11 protein-coding genes, 1 tRNA gene and 3 rRNA genes are annotated in these 19386 nt (G+C 66.7%); 3 read left to right on the top strand and 12 right to left on the bottom strand.

The genetic code is table 11. The features are described from left to right. The first annotated feature begins 27 nt into the window (after nucleotides 1-27). Entirely contained in the window at nucleotides 28-2688 is a 2661-nt protein-coding gene (locus SNOUR_RS12355; protein ID WP_067346461.1) for a SpoIIE family protein phosphatase, read from the top strand. Nucleotides 2689-2783: 95 nt separating this feature from the next. Here the strand turns inward: SNOUR_RS12355 and SNOUR_RS12360 are convergent. From SNOUR_RS12360 to thyX, 8 genes are all read right to left on the bottom strand, one after another. Beyond that, nucleotides 2784-2856 (bottom strand) — tRNA-Thr (locus tag SNOUR_RS12360). Between the two features lie 58 nt (nucleotides 2857-2914). Further along, a complete protein-coding gene (locus SNOUR_RS12365; RefSeq protein WP_067358207.1) occupies nucleotides 2915-3592 on the bottom strand; it encodes a DegT/DnrJ/EryC1/StrS family aminotransferase in 678 nt (225 codons plus the stop codon). Nucleotides 3593-3707: 115 nt separating this feature from the next. Beyond that, a 5S ribosomal RNA gene (gene rrf / locus SNOUR_RS12370) occupies nucleotides 3708-3824 on the bottom strand. A 71-nt stretch (nucleotides 3825-3895) separates the two neighbouring features. Beyond that, nucleotides 3896-7017, bottom strand: a 23S ribosomal RNA gene (locus SNOUR_RS12375). A gap of 304 nt (nucleotides 7018-7321) precedes the next feature. Continuing rightward, nucleotides 7322-8850, bottom strand: a 16S ribosomal RNA gene (locus SNOUR_RS12380). Together the 16S, 23S and 5S rRNA genes form the textbook arrangement of a ribosomal RNA operon. A gap of 631 nt (nucleotides 8851-9481) precedes the next feature. Next, nucleotides 9482-11167: a ribonuclease J gene (locus SNOUR_RS12385; RefSeq protein WP_067346463.1), complete on the bottom strand. Its 1686-nt coding sequence runs from the start codon at nucleotides 11165-11167 to the stop codon at nucleotides 9482-9484. A 114-nt stretch (nucleotides 11168-11281) separates the two neighbouring features. Then, nucleotides 11282-12181 carry a 4-hydroxy-tetrahydrodipicolinate synthase gene (dapA, locus tag SNOUR_RS12390; protein ID WP_039632212.1) on the bottom strand — a complete coding sequence of 300 codons (900 nt, stop codon included), beginning with the start codon at nucleotides 12179-12181 and terminating at the stop codon, nucleotides 11282-11284. 224 nt (nucleotides 12182-12405) lie between these two features. Further along, nucleotides 12406-13152, bottom strand: coding sequence for an FAD-dependent thymidylate synthase (thyX, locus tag SNOUR_RS12395; protein ID WP_067346468.1), 747 nt, complete (start codon nucleotides 13150-13152; stop codon nucleotides 12406-12408). A gap of 251 nt (nucleotides 13153-13403) precedes the next feature. Here thyX and SNOUR_RS12400 point away from each other — a divergent pair, with 251 nt between their 5' ends. Together SNOUR_RS12400 and SNOUR_RS12405 are read left to right on the top strand one after the other, a co-directional pair. After that, nucleotides 13404-13643, top strand: coding sequence for a hypothetical protein (locus SNOUR_RS12400; RefSeq protein ID WP_039632216.1), 240 nt, complete (start codon nucleotides 13404-13406; stop codon nucleotides 13641-13643). A gap of 129 nt (nucleotides 13644-13772) precedes the next feature. Then, on the top strand, nucleotides 13773-14330 hold the full coding sequence (locus tag SNOUR_RS12405; protein ID WP_067346475.1) for an SCO5741 family PH domain-containing membrane protein: 558 nt from the start codon (nucleotides 13773-13775) through the stop codon (nucleotides 14328-14330). Nucleotides 14331-14396: 66 nt separating this feature from the next. Here SNOUR_RS12405 and SNOUR_RS12410 read toward each other — a convergent pair whose 3' ends face one another. From SNOUR_RS12410 to SNOUR_RS12425, 4 genes are read right to left on the bottom strand one after another with little or no spacing between them, the layout of a single operon-like run. Beyond that, nucleotides 14397-14873: a tetratricopeptide repeat protein gene (locus SNOUR_RS12410; protein WP_067346479.1), complete on the bottom strand. Its 477-nt coding sequence runs from the start codon at nucleotides 14871-14873 to the stop codon at nucleotides 14397-14399. A 5-nt stretch (nucleotides 14874-14878) separates the two neighbouring features. Beyond that, complete coding sequence (gene dapB / locus SNOUR_RS12415; RefSeq protein ID WP_067346481.1) at nucleotides 14879-15631, bottom strand: 4-hydroxy-tetrahydrodipicolinate reductase; 753 nt, start codon at nucleotides 15629-15631, stop codon at nucleotides 14879-14881. A gap of 47 nt (nucleotides 15632-15678) precedes the next feature. Further along, entirely contained in the window at nucleotides 15679-17058 is a 1380-nt protein-coding gene (locus SNOUR_RS12420) for a M16 family metallopeptidase (protein WP_067346482.1), read from the bottom strand. Next, nucleotides 17055-19277 (bottom strand): polyribonucleotide nucleotidyltransferase, encoded by a 2223-nt coding sequence (locus SNOUR_RS12425; protein ID WP_067346484.1) that lies wholly within the window; start codon nucleotides 19275-19277, stop codon nucleotides 17055-17057. Before SNOUR_RS12425 ends, SNOUR_RS12420 begins: the two co-directional genes overlap by 4 nt. Nucleotides 19278-19386: the final 109 nt, after the last annotated feature.

Here is a 19386-nt window from a genome sequence, read left to right on the forward strand (position 1 = left end):
ACAGGTATTCGGAGGGGCACCACGACCATGGGGGAGCAGATCACCGACACACGCATGAGGAGACCAGTGATCACCGCGCGGGCCGCCGCCACCTTCGAGCCGGTCGGGCGCTCGGTCGCCACTGCCCGTGCCTTCGTCCGCGACACCCTCCAGGGTTGGGGCTACGCCGACGTCGTCGACGACGCCGTGGTCCTCACCAGCGAACTGGTCACCAATGCCGTGGTGCACGCCGGCACCGCCGCCGACGTGCTGTGCCTGCGCACCGACGGCGGCATCCGGATCTCCGTCGCCGACCGCTACCCCGAGCGCGAAATCCCCCTGCAGAACCACGGCCAGACCGTGGTCCACCCCGACCGCGAGGGCGGCCGCGGCCTGCTGCTGTGCGGCGCGCTGGCCGCCCGCTGGGGCGTGGAGTACACCGCCGCCCAGAAACACGTCTGGTTCCACCTCGACCTCCCCGAGCGCCCGGCCGGCACCCGCTCCGCCGGCCCCGCCCTCCCCGTGGACGCCCTCCCGGTCGCCGACACCCGGGTCCGGGTCGCGGTCGTCCAGATCGACCGCGGCGGCTGCGTCACGTTCTGGAACGAGGACGCCCAGGACCTCTTCGGCTACGACCCCGAACAGATCATCGGCAAGCCCCTCACCGACTTCGCCGCCTGGCCGCACACCCCCGGCACCGGCACCGGCATCGCCGAGGCGCTCCAGCTCTCCCGCTGGGAGGGCTCCTACGGCATAAGGGGCGCCGACGGCCGGGTCGTTCCCGTCTACGCCTCCCATCTGCGGGTCCGCGACACCGACGGTGAGGCGTCCACGGTCTGTCTCCTGGTCCGCGACCACGAGCGCGCGATCCTGCAGAGCCCGCAGCGTCCCCCCTCCGCCGACGGCACCTCCGTGCCCGAGGGGCGGCCCGCCGACCCCTTCGAGGTCTTCATCGGCTCCCCCGCCCCCGACGACCTCGACGGCCTGCTCCAGCGCACCGTCGAACGGGCCCGCGACATGCTCGACGGCGACGCCGCCTACCTCCTGCTGGCCACCGACGACGAGACCGAGCTGGAGGTGCGCGCCTCGACGGGCCTGCCCTCCGCACGCCAGCGGTTCGCCCGCGTCCCCGTCGAGGCCGGCTCCGGACGCTACGGCTCCGCCCGGATGCCCGCCGTCCACGAGGACCTCACCGCCGTCCCCGGTGCCGTCCCGCTGCTCGCCGGCACGGGCATGCGTTCGGTCGTCACCGTCCCGCTCAAGGTCGAGGGCCGACTCACCGGCTCGCTGGGCGTCGCCGCCGAGAGCCCCTCCCGCTACACCAACGAAGAGGCCCTGCGCCTCCAGTTCGCCGCCGACCGCATCGCCCTCGCCGTCGAACGGGCCCGCCTCACCGAACTGGAGAAGCTCCGCCGCGGCTCCCTCTCCTTCCTCGTCGAGGCGTCCGACCTGCTGGCCGGCACCCTCGACCGCGACCAGACGCTGGCCCTGATGGCCCAGATGACGGTCCCCACCCTCGCCACCTGGTGCGCCGTCTACACCGTCGCCGACCAGACCTCGGAACCGGAACTCTCCTACGTCCTCCACGAGGACGAGGACCGCATCGACGGCCTCAAGACCCTGCTGATGAAGGTCGACCCGCCCGAACCGGTCCCCACCCCCGGCGCCCGCGTCTGGACCGCCCCCGCCGACGCCGCCCACGACGCGGCACTGCGCACCTCCCTGCGCAGCCTCGGCCTGGAGGAGTCCGCCCGCCCCTCCAAGGGGCCCGGCGCGACCCTCGCCACCGCCTCCGCGGTCGGCGGCGAGACCGTCGTCCTCCCCCTCGTCGCCCGCAACCGCGTCATCGGCATGCTCACCCTCGGCAAGCCCACCGAGGAGCACTTCCGCCAGGAGATCCTCGAACTCGCCGAGGACCTCTCCCGCCGCGCCGCCCTGGCCCTGGACAACGCCCGCCTCTACAGCGAGCGCACCGCCATCAGCCAGTCGCTCCAGCGCAGCCTGCTGCCCCCGGAGCTCCCCGACATCCCCGGCGTCGAGGCCGAGGTCATCTACCGCGCGGCCGGCGAGGGCAACGAGGTCGGCGGCGACTTCTACGACCTCTTCCCGATCCGCGACGGCGCCTACGGCTTCGCCATCGGTGACGTCTGCGGTACCGGCCCGGAAGCCGCCGCCGTCACCGGCCTGGCCCGCCACGCCCTCCGCCTCCTCGCCCGTGAGGGCTTCGGCGGCCCCGCCGTCCTGGAGCGGCTCAACGCCGCCATCCTCGACGAGGGCGCCCGCAGCCGCTTCCTGACGCTCCTCTACGGCGAACTGTGGCCGCAGGACGACGGCAGCGCGCTCCTGAAGGTGGTCTGCGCCGGCCACCCGCTGCCGCTCCGCCTCCGCCAGGACGGTTCGGTCGAGCCGGCCGCCGAGCCCCAGCCCCTCCTGGGTGTCATGGACGACCTCGAACTCTACGAACAGACCGTCACCCTCGCGCCGGGCGACGTCCTGCTGTGCGTCACCGACGGCGTCACCGAACGCCGCGAGGGCACCCGCATGCTCGGCGACGACGGCCTCACCGATGTCCTGACGACGTGTACGGGCCTCACCGCCGGCGCCGTCGCCGCCCGCGTCCTGCGCGCCGTCGAACGCTTCGCCGCCGAACCGGCCTCCGACGACATGGCCATTCTGGCCCTGCGCGTCCCCGAAATCCCCGCCGCCTAGCCCCAGTCGGGTAGGGCGGCGGGGCAACCCCCGCCCTACCCGCCCCACAAATGAAAAAGTCCCCCACCAACCGGTGGGGGACTTTCCCTTATCTGAGCCCCAATACGGAATCGAACCGTAGACCTTCTCCTTACCATGGAGACGCTCTGCCGACTGAGCTATTGGGGCCGGCAACGAGATAAATACTACCCCACCCCCGGACTGTTTCCGAACTGGCCCCGCGGCCCTAGAAAGCCGGTTGCAGCAATCCCCCCAGCGCATTGCAGGCCGCCGCCATCCGCTGCACCTCACGCCGCGTCATTCCGGCGTCCACCGGCAGCGCCAACGTCTCGTCGACCGCCCGCTCGGTCTCCGGCAGAAAGACGTCCCGCCGCAGCCCCGGCATCCGGTACACCGGTGCCTGCACCGGCACCTTGCAGCCAACTCCCTTGCCCCGCAAGGCCCGTGCGAACGCGTCCCGGTCCGGCCGCCCGTTCCCCGGCACCCGCACCACATACCGCTCATAGCTGTGCCCGGCCGCGGGCGCCGGCGTCCGCACCCCGCTCAGCCGTCCGTCCAGATACCTGGCGTGCTCGCGCCGCAGCTCCGCCTCCTCCGGCCGCACCCCGGGCTCGTCCTCGACCAGCACCAACAGCCCGTGTCGTTGGCCGACTTCACGCATCCACGCCACGTCCGCCGGCCGCCCGAACCGGTGCACCGCCACCACCGCGGCGGTCTGCCGGGTCACCACGTCCGCCACCGCCGCCGGATCCAGGCAGTAGCTCTCGGCATCCACATCGGCGAACACCGGCACGGCCCCCAACTCCACGACGGCCCGGGCGACTTCGGCACTGCCGTAGGCCGGCACCACCACCTCGTCACCAGCACGGACACCGGCCGACCTGAGCGTTCCCACTGTCCCCATGCCGCGGAGCATGTCCAGGACAGTTGAACGTCACGTTACGTCCAAGACTGCAAACCCCTAACAAAAAAGCTCCGGTCCCTGAACCAGAAGGTTCAGGGACCGGAGCTGAATGATAGTTCGGCGGCGTCCTACTCTCCCACAGGGTCCCCCCTGCAGTACCATCGGCGCTGAAAGGCTTAGCTTCCGGGTTCGGAATGTAACCGGGCGTTTCCCTAACGCTATAACCACCGAAACACTATGAAACAAAGAACAACCGTTGGTCTGTTCGTGGCTTCAGAACCAACACAGTGGACGCGAGCAACTGAGGACAAGCCCTCGGCCTATTAGTACCAGTCAACTCCACACCTTACGGCGCTTCCATATCTGGCCTATCAACCCAGTCATCTACTGGGAGCCTTACCCCATCAAGTGGGTGGGAGCCCTCATCTCGAAGCAGGCTTCCCGCTTAGATGCTTTCAGCGGTTATCCTTTCCGAACGTAGCCAACCAGCCATGCCCTTGGCAGAACAACTGGCACACCAGAGGTCCGTCCGTCCCGGTCCTCTCGTACTAGGGACAGCCCTTCTCAAGACTCCTACGCGCGCAGCGGATAGGGACCGAACTGTCTCACGACGTTCTAAACCCAGCTCGCGTACCGCTTTAATGGGCGAACAGCCCAACCCTTGGGACCGACTCCAGCCCCAGGATGCGACGAGCCGACATCGAGGTGCCAAACCATCCCGTCGATATGGACTCTTGGGGAAGATCAGCCTGTTATCCCCGGGGTACCTTTTATCCGTTGAGCGACGGCGCTTCCACAAGCCACCGCCGGATCACTAGTCCCTACTTTCGTACCTGCTCGACCCGTCAGTCTCACAGTCAAGCTCCCTTGTGCACTTACACTCAACACCTGATTACCAACCAGGCTGAGGGAACCTTTGGGCGCCTCCGTTACCCTTTAGGAGGCAACCGCCCCAGTTAAACTACCCACCAGACACTGTCCCTGATCCGGATCACGGACCCAGGTTAGACATCCAGCACGACCAGAGTGGTATTTCAACAGCGACTCCACACCAACTGGCGTTGGCGCTTCAAAGTCTCCCACCTATCCTACACAAGCCGAACCGAACACCAATATCAAGCTATAGTAAAGGTCCCGGGGTCTTTCCGTCCTGCTGCGCGAAACGAGCATCTTTACTCGTAATGCAATTTCACCGGGCCTATGGTTGAGACAGTCGAGAAGTCGTTACGCCATTCGTGCAGGTCGGAACTTACCCGACAAGGAATTTCGCTACCTTAGGATGGTTATAGTTACCACCGCCGTTTACTGGCGCTTAAGTTCTCAGCTTCGCCCCACCGAAATGGAGCTAACCGGTCCCCTTAACGTTCCAGCACCGGGCAGGCGTCAGTCCGTATACATCGCCTTACGGCTTCGCACGGACCTGTGTTTTTAGTAAACAGTCGCTTCTCGCTGGTCTCTGCGGCCACCCCCAGCTCACCGTGTAAAACGGATCACCAGAAATGGCCCCCCTTCTCCCGAAGTTACGGGGGCATTTTGCCGAGTTCCTTAACCATAGTTCACCCGAACGCCTCGGTATTCTCTACCTGACCACCTGAGTCGGTTTAGGGTACGGGCCGCCTTGAAACTCACTAGAGGCTTTTCTCGACAGCATAGGATCATCCACTTCACCACAATCGGCTCGGCATCAGGTCTCAGCCTTAACGCGTGACGGATTTACCTACCACACGGCCTACACCCTTACCCCGGGACAACCACCGCCCGGGCTGGACTACCTTCCTGCGTCACCCCATCGCTTACCTACTACAAGTCTGGTCCGTCGGCTCCACCACTCCCCTCAACTCCGAAGAGATCAGGGCGGCTTCACGGACTTAGCATCGCCTGATTCAGTATTGGGCGCTTCAAAGCGGGTACCGGAATATCAACCGGTTGTCCATCGACTACGCCTGTCGGCCTCGCCTTAGGTCCCGACTTACCCTGGGCAGATCAGCTTGACCCAGGAACCCTTAGTCAATCGGCGCAAGAGTTTCCCACTCTTGTATCGCTACTCATGCCTGCATTCTCACTCGTGAACCGTCCACAACTCGTTTCCACGGCTGCTTCACCCGGCACACGACGCTCCCCTACCCATCACGATCCCCGTTAGGAGTAATATCGCAATGACACGACTTCGGCGGTGTACTTGAGCCCCGCTACATTGTCGGCGCGGAATCACTTGACCAGTGAGCTATTACGCACTCTTTCAAGGGTGGCTGCTTCTAAGCCAACCTCCTGGTTGTCTCTGCGACTCCACATCCTTTCCCACTTAGCACACGCTTAGGGGCCTTAGTCGATGCTCTGGGCTGTTTCCCTCTCGACCATGGAGCTTATCCCCCACAGTCTCACTGCCGCGCTCTCACTTACCGGCATTCGGAGTTTGGCTAAGGTCAGTAACCCGGTAGGGCCCATCGCCTATCCAGTGCTCTACCTCCGGCAAGAAACACACGACGCTGCACCTAAATGCATTTCGGGGAGAACCAGCTATCACGGAGTTTGATTGGCCTTTCACCCCTAACCACAGGTCATCCCCCAGGTTTTCAACCCTGGTGGGTTCGGTCCTCCACGAAGTCTTACCTCCGCTTCAACCTGCCCATGGCTAGATCACTCCGCTTCGGGTCTTGAGCATGCTACTCCAACGCCCTATTCGGACTCGCTTTCGCTACGGCTTCCCCACACGGGTTAACCTCGCAACATACCGCAAACTCGCAGGCTCATTCTTCAAAAGGCACGCAGTCACGACCACACAGCAAGCTGCATGGCGACGCTCCCACGGCTTGTAGGCACACGGTTTCAGGTACTATTTCACTCCGCTCCCGCGGTACTTTTCACCATTCCCTCACGGTACTATCCGCTATCGGTCACCAGGGAATATTTAGGCTTAACGGGTGGTCCCGCCAGATTCACACGGGATTTCTCGGGCCCCGTGCTACTTGGGTGGCTCTCAAGCAAGCCGCTGACATTTCAGCTACGGGGGTCTTACCCTCTACGCCGGACCTTTCGCATGTCCTTCGCCTATATCAACGGTTTCTGACTCACCGACCGGCCGGCAGACCGATCAAGAAAGCTCCCACAACCCCAACCACGCAACCCCTGCCGGGTATCACACGTGACTGGTTTAGCCTCATCCAGTTTCGCTCGCCACTACTCCCGGAATCACGGTTGTTTTCTCTTCCTGCGGGTACTGAGATGTTTCACTTCCCCGCGTTCCCTCCACACTGCCTATGTGTTCAGCAGCGGGTGACAGCCCATGACGACTGCCGGGTTTCCCCATTCGGACACCCCCGGATCAAAGCTCGGTTGACAGCTCCCCGGGGCCTATCGCGGCCTCCCACGTCCTTCATCGGTTCCTGGTGCCAAGGCATCCACCGTGCGCCCTTAAAAACTTGGCCACAGATGCTCGCGTCCACTGTGCAGTTCTCAAACAACGACCAGCCACCCACCACCCCAACCCTAAGGCTGAGTTCACTGGGGCCGGCATCGCGAAGGTTCAGACCGTAGTCCGTACCCTCAGATACCCAACAGCGTGCCCGACCCGACCAGATGAGACCCTGCGTTCCACGCCGAAGCAGTACTAACAGTCCTCACACCAATCGCGCCGAGTAGTCAACGTTCCACCCATGAGCAACCAGCATCAGACACTCGCTGATGTACTGGCCTCTGACCAAGCAAAGCTCGGTAAGAAGTGCTCCTTAGAAAGGAGGTGATCCAGCCGCACCTTCCGGTACGGCTACCTTGTTACGACTTCGTCCCAATCGCCAGTCCCACCTTCGACGATTCCCTCCCACAAGGGGTTGGGCCACCGGCTTCGGGTGTTACCGACTTTCGTGACGTGACGGGCGGTGTGTACAAGGCCCGGGAACGTATTCACCGCAGCAATGCTGATCTGCGATTACTAGCAACTCCGACTTCATGGGGTCGAGTTGCAGACCCCAATCCGAACTGAGACCGGCTTTTTGAGATTCGCTCCACCTCGCGGTATCGCAGCTCATTGTACCGGCCATTGTAGCACGTGTGCAGCCCAAGACATAAGGGGCATGATGACTTGACGTCGTCCCCACCTTCCTCCGAGTTGACCCCGGCAGTCTCCTGTGAGTCCCCATCACCCCGAAAGGCATGCTGGCAACACAGAACAAGGGTTGCGCTCGTTGCGGGACTTAACCCAACATCTCACGACACGAGCTGACGACAGCCATGCACCACCTGTACACCGACCACAAGGGGGGCACTATCTCTAATGCTTTCCGGTGTATGTCAAGCCTTGGTAAGGTTCTTCGCGTTGCGTCGAATTAAGCCACATGCTCCGCTGCTTGTGCGGGCCCCCGTCAATTCCTTTGAGTTTTAGCCTTGCGGCCGTACTCCCCAGGCGGGGAACTTAATGCGTTAGCTGCGGCACGGACGACGTGGAATGTCGCCCACACCTAGTTCCCAACGTTTACGGCGTGGACTACCAGGGTATCTAATCCTGTTCGCTCCCCACGCTTTCGCTCCTCAGCGTCAGTATCGGCCCAGAGATCCGCCTTCGCCACCGGTGTTCCTCCTGATATCTGCGCATTTCACCGCTACACCAGGAATTCCGATCTCCCCTACCGAACTCTAGCCTGCCCGTATCGAATGCAGACCCGGGGTTAAGCCCCGGGCTTTCACATCCGACGCGACAAGCCGCCTACGAGCTCTTTACGCCCAATAATTCCGGACAACGCTCGCGCCCTACGTATTACCGCGGCTGCTGGCACGTAGTTAGCCGGCGCTTCTTCTGCAGGTACCGTCACTCTCGCTTCTTCCCTGCTGAAAGAGGTTTACAACCCGAAGGCCGTCATCCCTCACGCGGCGTCGCTGCATCAGGCTTTCGCCCATTGTGCAATATTCCCCACTGCTGCCTCCCGTAGGAGTCTGGGCCGTGTCTCAGTCCCAGTGTGGCCGGTCGCCCTCTCAGGCCGGCTACCCGTCGTCGCCTTGGTGAGCCATTACCTCACCAACAAGCTGATAGGCCGCGGGCTCATCCTTCACCGCCGGAGCTTTCCACACGGAGATCATGCGACCCCGTGTCATATCCGGTATTAGACCCCGTTTCCAGGGCTTGTCCCAGAGTGAAGGGCAGATTGCCCACGTGTTACTCACCCGTTCGCCACTAATCCCCGACCGAAGCCGGTTCATCGTTCGACTTGCATGTGTTAAGCACGCCGCCAGCGTTCGTCCTGAGCCAGGATCAAACTCTCCGTGAATGCTTTCCGGACTGCGTTTAATGAAAAACTGCCGGTATCAACACTCGCGTTGAGCGGAACCACGAGAAGGAATAATCCTCGCGGTTCACAGCGTCCTCGCTGTGTGCCTCCCAAAGCTATTGGAAGGACTTTTCAAAGGAACCTCATCTCCATGATGGAGACGGGGTATCAACATATCTGGCGTTGACTTTTGGCACGCTGTTGAGTTCTCAAGGAACGGACGCTTCCTTCGGCCACCCTCTCGGGCTTCCTCCGGGCGCTTCCCTTCGGTCTTGCGTCTCCGACTCTATCAGATCCTTTCGGCTCCGATTTTCGCCGGTGCGATTCGACCTTTCGGCTTCCTCGCGGTTCCGACTTTATCAGATCCTTTTTCGTTTCCGAGCCGCTTCCCGAGGGGCGCTACCGGCTTCGAATTCGGTTCCGATTTTCGTCGGAGGGTTTTGCCTTTCGGCTGATCCCGACTTTATCAGATTGCTCTGGGTCGGAATTCCGCGGTCCGTGGGGAACAGTCCGTACGCGTAGCGTGCGGCGCTTCCCGTTCTGGCGGAGCCGTAAACGTACTGGAGCGGGGCGCCTGGATGCAAATCCAGGCGCCCCGCTCCTACTTGAGGACCTTCGTACGGACGGTCCGTCAGACCTCGACGACCACGGGGAGGATCATCGGGCGGCGACGGTAGTTGTCCGACACCCACTTGCCGACCGCGCGGCGGATCAGCTGCTGGAGCTGGTGGGGCTCGGCGATGCCGTCCTGGGCCGCCTTCGCCAGTGCCTCGTCGATCTTGGGGACGACGGCGCTGAAGTCCTTGTCGTCGATGCCCGAGCCACGGGCGTGGACGTTGGGGCCGCCGACGGTCTTGCCGGTGCTGCTGTCCACGACCACGAAGACCGAGATGATGCCCTCGTCGCCCAGGATGCGGCGGTCCTTGAGGTGCGCCTCGGTGACATCGCCGACCGAGAGGCCGTCGACGTAGACGTAGCCGGCCTGGACCTTGCCGGCGATCTTGGCGATGCCGTTGACCAGGTCGACGACGACGCCGTCCTCCGCGATGACGATGCGGTCCTTGGGGATGCCCGTCAGCGCGCCCAGTTCGGCGTTGGCACGGAGGTGGCGCCATTCACCGTGGACCGGCATGAGGTTCTTCGGCTTGCAGATGTTGTAGAAGTACAGCAGCTCGCCGGCCGAGGCGTGGCCCGAGACGTGGACCTTGGCGTTGCCCTTGTGGACCACGTGGGCGCCCCAACGGCTGAGGCCGTTGATCACGCGGTAGACCGCGTTCTCGTTACCGGGGATGAGCGACGAGGCCAGGATGACCGTGTCGCCCTGGACGATGCGGATCTGGTGGTCGCGGTTGGCCATCCGGGAGAGGGCGGCCATCGGCTCGCCCTGGGAGCCTGTGCAGACCAGCACCACTTCGTCGTCCGGCAGGTCGTCGAGGGTCTTGACGTCGACGACCAGGCCCGCGGGAACGTTCAGGTAGCCCAGTTCGCGGGCGATGCCCATGTTGCGGACCATGGAACGGCCGACGAAGGCGACCCGACGGCCGTACTCGTGCGCCGCGTCGAGGATCTGCTGGATGCGGTGCACATGGCTGGCGAAGCTGGCGACGATGATGCGCTTCTGCGCGCTGGCGAACACCTGGCGCAGCACGTTGGAGATGTCGCGCTCCGGCGGGACGAAGCCGGGGACCTCGGCGTTCGTGGAGTCGGAGAGGAGGAGGTCGATGCCCTCCTCGCCGAGCTTGGCGAAGGCCGGGAGGTCGGTCAGCCGACGGTCCAGCGGGAGCTGGTCCATCTTGAAGTCGCCGGTGTGGACGACCATGCCCGCGGGGGTGCGAATGGCGACCGCGAGCGCGTCGGGGATGGAGTGGTTGACGGCGACGAACTGGCACTCGAAGGGGCCCAGGCGCTCGCGGTCGCCCTCGGCGACCTCCAGCGTGTAGGGGCGGATCCGGTGCTCCTGGAGCTTGGCCTCGATGAGGGCCAGGGTCAGCTTGGAGCCGATCAGCGGGATGTCCGGCTTCTCCCGGAGGAGGTAGGGGACACCGCCGATGTGGTCCTCGTGGCCGTGCGTGAGCACGATGCCGTCGATGTCGTCGAGGCGGTCCCTGACGGACGTGAAGTCGGGCAGGATCAGGTCGATTCCAGGCTGCTCCTCCTCGGGGAAGAGCACTCCGCAGTCGACGATCAGCAGCCGGCCGCCGTATTCGAAGACCGTCATGTTGCGGCCGATCTCGCCCAGGCCGCCGAGCGGGGTGACGCGCAGGCCACCTTCGGGAAGCTTCGGCGGAGCGCCGAGCTCAGGGTGCGGATGACTCAAAAGACTCTCCTCACCATGCGCGCCACGCTGCCGTCGAGGCACGTGGCGCGCATGACATTCGTGCACTTGCTATGTGGCGGTTGTTGTTCCGTATGCAGTTATGAAGTCTGTGTTCTAAAGCTGTACCCCGCCGGCGGCGAGATCGCGCTTGAGCTGCTCGGTCTCCTCGGGGGAGAGCTCCACCAGGGGCAGTCGCAGCGGACCCGCGGGCAGGCCCTGCAGGTCGAGGGCGGCCTTGGTCGTGATCACGCCCTGGGTGCGGAACATGCCGGTGAACACGGGGAGCAGCTTCTGGTGGATCTCCGTCGCCTTGGTGACGTCACCGGTGAGGTGGGCGTCGAGGAGGGCGCGCAGCTCCGGGGTGACGACGTGGCCCACGACCGAGACGAAGCCGACCGCGCCGACCGAGAGCAGCGGGAGGTTGAGCATGTCGTCGCCGCTGTACCAGGCGAGGCCGGAGCGGGCGATGGCCCAGCTGGCGCGGCCGAGGTCGCCCTTGGCGTCCTTGTTGGCGACGATCCGGGGGTGCTCGGCGAGCCGGACCATGGTCTCGGTGTTGATCGGGACGCCGCTGCGGCCGGGGATGTCGTAGAGCATCACGGGCAGGTCGGTGGCGTCCGCGATGGCGGTGAAGTGTCGCAGCAGGCCCTCCTGCGGGGGCTTGCTGTAGTACGGCGTGACCGCGAGCAGGCCGTGCGCGCCGGCGTCCTGCGCGGCGCGGGCCAGCTCAAGGCTGTGCCGGGTGTCGTTGGTACCGGCTCCGGCGACGACGAAGGCACGGTCGCCGACGGCTTCGACCACGGCGCGGACCAGCTGGGCTTTCTCCGCATCGCTGGTGGTCGGGGACTCTCCAGTGGTGCCGTTGACGACAAGACCGTCGTTGCCGGCGTCCACCAGATGTGCGGCGAGCCGCTGCGCGCCGTCAAGATCGAGAGCGCCATCCGCCGTGAACGGCGTGACCATGGCGGTCAGCACCCGCCCGAAGGGGGTCTGCGGTGTGGAAGTCGGAGCCATGGGTCCCACGCTACTCGTAGGGCGCCGCGGGGTGTGCCGGTGGGGAGCAGGGATGTGGACTCCGGCACTGCCTGCTCGGGGGTTCAAGCAGTGCCGGGTCCGTTTGTTCAGCGTAAATGAACTTCTCAAAGCGCCGCAATCCGGACACTTCGGACGAGTATTTCGGCGACAGGGCATCCCGCTCACCGGCCCGGAAATGTACGGCGCCGTGCGCGCGCGAAGCGTTACGGAGCGATACGACCGTTCGCGTTGAAGGCGGCGTAGGTGAGGGGCATGAGCTTGGCCCAGTGGGCCTCCATCCGCTCGCCGACCATCTCGATCTCGCGCTGCGGGAACGAGGGGACCTTCGCCTGCTCGTGCTGCGTCCGCAGACCGAGGAAGTGCATCAGGGAGCGGGCGTTGCAGGTGGCGTACATCGAGGAGTAGAGGCCGACGGGGAGCACCGCGCGGGCGACCTCGCGGGCCACACCGGCGGCGAGCATCTCCTGGTAGGCGTCGTACGCCTGGCGGTAGGAGTCCTCCATGGCGCGGCCGGTGAGTTCGTGCTGCGCGGGGGTGCCCTCGACGAACTCGTACTTGCCGGGGCGGCCCTGCTGGACGAGCTTGCGGGACTCACCGGGGACGTAGAAGACCGGTTCCAGCTGGCGGTAGCGACCGGACTCCTCGTTGTACGACCAGCCGACGCGGTGCCGCATGAACTCACGGAAGACGAAGATCGGGGCGCTGATGAAGAACGTCATGGAGTTGTGCTCGAACGGGCTGCCGTGCCGGTCCCGCATCAGGTAGTTGATCAGGCCCTTGGAGCGCTCGGGGTCCTTCTGCAGCTCCTCCAGGGACTGCTCACCCGCCGTCGAGACCCGGGCCGCCCACAGCACGTCGCTGTCCGCCGCGCTGTGCTTGACCAGCTCGACCGTCACCTCGCTGCGGAAGCTGACGGGTGCGCTTTCGGCGCTCTCGGGGGTGTGGGACACCGGCGGTTCCTTCCAATCGATCCTCGTGCGCGTCCAGCCTACGGCCCGCCACCGACAGGCCGAGGAACGGTAGCTGATGCCGCGTTAGCGATGAATCCGTAACAAAACGGAAAAAGGAGGCCCCGCCTGCGAGTCGACGGGCGGCGGTTGATATTTTTCACAGAAGTAACGGAAAACGGGCACCAAAAGGACGCCTCAGTCGTCTTTCCCTGTGACAGTGCCCACTTCGAGGTTCCAAGGAGAGCCCCCTCATGTTCCGCCGGCGAGAGCCCGTCCCGTTCGCCTTCGTTGCCGAGGCAGACCGGTTCCGCAGCAATATCACTCCCCCGCCGCGCCCGCGCCCGTCGCGTGCGCAGCTCGTCGGCCAGTCCCTGATCACCCTCACCGTGGTGGGTGGTCTGACGGGCGCCCTGCTGTTCGGCCTGCCGGCCCTCCAGCAGGACACCTCCGGTTCGACCGGGGTGCACCAGTCCGAGGCAGCGCACCGCTGAGCCGGCGGTGGAGCGGGCCACCGGGGTTCCGCCCGGGTGGTTCCGCTCCGCCAGTCCCGATAGCCTCACCGCTCACAGCTTCCGTCGGCATGACATCCGTGCTGACCAGCCCTGAGTGAGGACCCAGCCGTGCCCCTGCCCTTCCTGACGGCCGACCGCGCCCTCCAGGCCGACGGCCGTGCGGATCCCGTCCCCCCGCCGTCTCACGGCCCCGACCACTGGCGCCGTCCCTACCGCCCCGGACCGTGGCGTGTGGGGACGGCGGCGGTGTTTTTGCTGCTCGCCTCGTTCGTCCTGTTCTCCGCGCTGATCATCGCGCTGGCCGGGTCGCCGGCCGGGGCGGCGGTCTGCGCGGCGGTGGGGCTGGTGGTGATCGCGCTGGCACTGCGGCTGGTGCGGGTGGGGATCTGGGTCAGCGCCCAGGGGCTGCGCCAGGTGCAGCTGCTGCGCACCACGACCCTGCCGTGGTCCGCGGTCGCCGTGGTCCGCACGGTCCAGCAGCCGGTGCGCTGGCTGGGCTGGCCGCGGACGGTGCAGGGCCAGGCCCTGCACGTCGAGCGGGTGGGCAGGGAGCCGCTGCGGACCCTGCTGACGGATCACAACGCGGACTTCCTGGGCCGCCCGAGGACGTTCGAGCGGGCCGCCGATGTGCTGGAGGCGTGGGCGGCGGAGTACCGCGCGCGCTGAACACGACGACCGCCCGGGTCCATACGGCTGTTCCGTACGGACCCGGGCGGTCGTCGTGTGCGGGGCTCAGGCGGTCCGGGCGGGCTCGGGGTCGCCGGGGACCGGCCTGCCGTCGTGCAGGGCGATGGCGCGCTGCATGGCCTTGCGGGCCCGCGGGGTGTCCCGGGCGTCCCGATAGGCGACGGCGAGCCGGAACCAGGTGCGCCAGTCGCCGGGCGCCTCCTCGGTCTCGGCCCGCCGCCGGGCGAAGACCGCGTCGGCCGCGTCCCGGTCGATCCGGCCGCCGGGGGTGCGCGCGATGTCGTCGAGCGGCAGGCCGCCCTCCGCCTCCAGCTCGCGGGCCAGCCGGTTCGCGTCGCGGGCGAAGCGGGTGTTGGCCCACAGGAACCAGCCGCCCAGGCACGGCAGTACGAAGGCCACCGCGCCCATGCCCATCGCCGCCGGCTCCCCGGTCATCAGGAGCAGTACGCCCTCCATGGCCACCACGCCGAAGACCAGCACCAGCACGGTGGCGAGGAAGATGTACGTGATCTTTCCACCCATTGCCGTCAGCCCAGATCGAGGAAGTTCTCCAGGCCCACCGTCAGGCCCGGGGTGTCCACCACGCGCCGCACGCCGAGCAGGATGCCCGGCATGAAGCTGCTGTGGTGCAGCGAGTCGTGGCGGATGGTGAGGGTCTCCCCCACGCCGCCGAGCAGCACCTCCTGGTGTGCCAGCAGACCGCGCAGCCGCACCGAGTGCACCGGGATGCCGTCCACGTCCGCGCCGCGGGCACCGTCCAGGGCGGTCCGGGTGGCGTCCGGCTGGGGCGGGCAGCCGGCCTCCGCGCGGGCCTCGGCGATCAGCTGGGCGGTGCGGGCGGCGGTGCCGGAGGGCGCGTCCGCCTTGTTGGGGTGGTGCAGCTCGATGATCTCGGTGGACTCGAAGAACCGGGCCGCCTGCTGCGCGAAGCGCATGGTGAGCACGGCGCCGATCGAGAAGTTCGGGGCGATCAGCACGCCCGCGCCGGGGGCGGCGTCGAGCCAGGTGCGCAGCTGCGCGAGGCGCTCGTCGGTCCAGCCGGTCGTGCCGACCACACCGTGGATGCCGTGCCGCAGACAGAAGTCGAGGTTGTCCATCACCGCGTCGGGGGTGGTGAGTTCCACCACGACCTGGGCGCCGGTCTCCACCAGCGTCTCCAGCTTGTCGCCGCGGCCGAGGGCCGCGACCAGCTCCAGGTCGTCGGCGGCCTCGACGGCCCGGACGGCCTCGGAGCCGATACGGCCCTTGGCTCCCAGGACGGCCACGCGCAGCTTGCTCATCGTTTTCCGCTCTCTCTCGTGGTGGGGCGGCACGCCAACGCCGTCGCCTAGGCGACGGCGTCCTCCAGGCGGGCCGCCTGCCGGTCCTTCAGGGGGCCGATGACGGACAGCGAGGGGCGTGCGCCCAGGACATCACGGGCCACCGCGCGGACCTCGTCCGGGGTCACCGCCGATATCCGCGACAGCACCTCGTCGACGGACATGTGCTCGCCCCAGCACAGCTCGCTCTTGCCGAGCCGGTGCATCAGCGCCCCGGTGTCCTCCAGCCCGAGGACCGTGGAGCCCCGCAGCTGGCCGATGGCGCGGCGGATCTCGTCGTCGGTGAGGCCCTCGGTCGCCACCGTGTCGAGTTCGTCGCGGCAGATCTTGAGGACGTCGTGCACCTGGTTGGGCCGGCAGCCGGCGTAGACGCCGAAGAGTCCGCAGTCGGCGAAGCCCGAGGTGAAGGAGTACACGCTGTACGCCAGACCGCGCTTCTCCCGGACCTCCTGGAACAGGCGGGAGCTCATCCCGCCGCCCAGGGCGGTGTTCAGCACGCCCATCGCCCAGCGCCGGTCGTCGTTGCGGGACATCCCGGGCATGCCGAGGACGACGTGCGCCTGCTCGGTCTTGCGACCGAGGAGTTCGACCTGGCCGGCGGTGCGGATGGCGCGGCGGCCGGCGCGCGGCGCGATCGGGGCGGCGTCCGTGCGGTCCAGCGCGCCGGCCTGCTCGAAGGCCCGCCGCACCAGGCGGACCACCTTGGCGTGGTCGACGTTGCCGGCCGCGGTGACGACCAGGTGGGTGGGGTCGTAGTGCTTCTTGTAGAAGCGGCGGATGCGGTCGGCGGTGAGCGCGTTGACGGTGTCCACGGTGCCCAGGACGGGGCGGCCCAGCGGGGTGTCGCCGAGCATGGTGTGCGCGAACAGGTCGTGCACGCAGTCGCCCGGGTCGTCCTCGGTCATCGCGATCTCTTCGAGGATCACCCCGCGCTCGGCGTCGACGTCCTCGGCCTCGATCAGCGAGCCGGTGAGCATGTCGCACACCACGTCTATGGCGAGCGGCAGGTCGGTGTCGAGCACCCGCGCGTAGTAGCAGGTGTATTCCTTCGCCGTGAAGGCGTTCATCTCGCCGCCGACCGCGTCGACGGCGGCGGAGATGTCCAGGGCGGAGCGCCGTCGGGTGCCCTTGAAGAGCAGGTGCTCCAGGTAGTGGGTGGCGCCGTTCAGGGCCGGGGTCTCGTCGCGGGAGCCGACGTGTGCCCAGATCCCGAAGGTGACGGAGCGGACGGTGGGCAGCGTCTCGGTGACCACGCGCAGCCCGCCGGGGAGGGTGGTGCGGCGGACCGTGCCGGCGCCCGCGGCGCCCTTCAGAAGCGTTTGGGTACGGGCGACGGCCCGCCCCTCCGTGGAGGTGCGGGCCGTCGTCGCGTGCGTGCGGGACGTCACTTGGCGGCGTCGTCCTTCGTGTCGTCCTTGGCGGCGTCCTCGTCCTCGATCACGGGGATCAGGGAGAGCTTGCCGCGCTGGTCGATCTCGGCGATCTCGACCTGGACCTTGGCGCCCACGCCGAGCACGTCCTCGACGTTCTCGACGCGCTTGCCGCCGGCCAGCTTGCGGATCTGCGAGATGTGCAGCAGGCCGTCCTTGCCCGGGAGCAGGGACACGAACGCACCGAAGGTGGTCGTCTTGACGACGGTGCCCAGGTAGCGCTCGCCGACCTCCGGCATGGTCGGGTTGGCGATGCCGTTGATCGTGGCGCGGGCGGCCTCGGCGGCCGGGCCGTCGGCGGCACCGATGTAGATGGTGCCGTCGTCCTCGATCGTGATGTCGGCGCCGGTGTCCTCCTGGATCTGGTTGATCATCTTGCCCTTGGGGCCGATGACCTCGCCGATCTTGTCCACCGGGATCTTGACGGTGATGATCCGCGGCGCGTTCGGGGACATCTCGTCCGGGACGTCGATGGCCTCGTTCATCACGTCGAGGATGTGCAGGCGCGCGTCGCGGGCCTGCTTCAGCGCGGCGGCCAGGACCGAGGCGGGGATGCCGTCGAGCTTGGTGTCGAGCTGGAGCGCGGTGACGAACTGCTTGGTGCCGGCGACCTTGAAGTCCATGTCACCGAAGGCGTCCTCCGCACCGAGGATGTCGGTGAGGGTGACGTAGTGCGTCTCGCCGTCGATCTCCTGGGAGATCAGGCCCATCGCGATGCCGGCGACCGGGGCCTTGAGCGGCACACCGGCGTTCATCAGCGACATCGTGGAGGCGCAGACCGAGCCCATGGACGTCGAGCCGTTGGAGCCCAGCGCCTCGGAGACCTGGCGGATCGCGTAGGGGAACTCCTCGCGGGTCGGCAGGACCGGGACGAGCGCCCGCTCGGCCAGCGCGCCGTGGCCGATCTCGCGGCGCTTGGGGGAGCCGACGCGACCGGTCTCACCGGTGGAGTACGGCGGGAAGTTGTAGTTGTGCATGTAGCGCTTGCGGGTCACCGGGGAGAGGGTGTCCAGCTGCTGCTCCATGCGGAGCATGTTGAGGGTGGTGACGCCCAGGATCTGGGTCTCGCCACGCTCGAACAGCGCGGAACCGTGCACCCGCGGGATCGCCTCGACCTCGGCGGCGAGCGTACGGATGTCCGTCACGCCACGGCCGTCGATGCGCGTCTTCTCCTTGATGACGCGCTCACGGACCAGGGCCTTGGTCAGCGAGCGGTACGCGGCGGAGATCTCCTTCTCGCGGCCCTCGAACTCCGGGAGCAGCTTCTCGGCGGCCAGCGCCTTGACGCGGTCCAGCTCGGACTCGCGCTCCTGCTTGCCGGCGATGGTGAGCGCCTGGGACAGCTCGGTCTTGACCGCGGCGGTCAGCGCCTCCAGGACGTCGTCCTGGTAGTCGAGGAAGACCGGGAACTCGCCGGTCGGCTTGGCGGCCTTGGCGGCGAGGTCCGACTGGGCCTTGCACAGGACCTTGATGAAGGGCTTCGCGGCCTCGAGACCGGCGGCGACGACCTCCTCGGTCGGGGCCTCGGCGCCGCCCTTGACGAGCTCGATGGTCTTCTCGGTGGCCTCGGCCTCGACCATCATGATCGCGACGTCGCCGTCGGGCAGCACCCGGCCGGCCACGACCATGTCGAAGACCGCGTCCTCCAGCTCGGTGTGGGTCGGGAACGCCACCCACTGGCCGTTGATCAGGGCGACGCGGGTGCCGCCGATCGGGCCGGAGAAGGGCAGGCCGGCCAGCTGCGTGGAGCAGGAGGCGGCGTTGATGGCGACCACGTCGTAGAGGTGGTCGGGGTTGAGCGCCATGATCGTCTCGACGATCTGGATCTCGTTGCGCAGGCCCTTCTTGAAGGACGGGCGCAGCGGCCGGTCGATGAGACGGCAGGTGAGGATCGCGTCCTCGCTGGGGCGGCCCTCACGGCGGAAGAAGGAGCCGGGGATCTTCCCGGCCGCGTACATCCGCTCCTCGACGTCGACGGTCAGCGGGAAGAAGTCCAGCTGGTCCTTCGGGTTCTTGGAAGCGGTGGTGGCCGACAGCACCATGGTGTCGTCGTCCAGGTACGCCACGGCGGAGCCGGCGGCCTGCTTGGCCAGGCGGCCCGTCTCGAAGCGGATGGTGCGGGTGCCGAAGGAGCCGTTGTCGATCACGGCTTCGGCGTAGTGGGTCTCGTTCTCCACCAGGAATATCTCCTCGTCTGCGTCCGCTGCCCGTGTGGCAGGGGACCGTCTTCGGTGGAGCGCCGGTGCGGGCCGGTCTTCGATCGAAGCACCCGGAGTGGTGCCGCAT

The organism is Streptomyces noursei ATCC 11455 (assembly GCF_001704275.1).
GTDB classification, from domain to species: domain Bacteria; phylum Actinomycetota; class Actinomycetes; order Streptomycetales; family Streptomycetaceae; genus Streptomyces; species Streptomyces noursei.

Coding starts and splice junctions, on each gene's coding strand:
- SNOUR_RS12400 (WP_039632216.1), top strand. CDS start 13,404: ATGTTCCGCCGGCGAGAGCCCGTCCCGTTCGCCTTCGTTGCCGAGGCA.
- SNOUR_RS12355 (WP_067346461.1), top strand. CDS start 28: ATGGGGGAGCAGATCACCGACACACGCATGAGGAGACCAGTGATCACC.
- dapA (WP_039632212.1), bottom strand. CDS start 12,181: ATGGCTCCGACTTCCACACCGCAGACCCCCTTCGGGCGGGTGCTGACC.
- SNOUR_RS12365 (WP_067358207.1), bottom strand. CDS start 3,592: ATGGGGACAGTGGGAACGCTCAGGTCGGCCGGTGTCCGTGCTGGTGAC.
- dapB (WP_067346481.1), bottom strand. CDS start 15,631: ATGAGCAAGCTGCGCGTGGCCGTCCTGGGAGCCAAGGGCCGTATCGGC.
- SNOUR_RS12410 (WP_067346479.1), bottom strand. CDS start 14,873: ATGGGTGGAAAGATCACGTACATCTTCCTCGCCACCGTGCTGGTGCTG.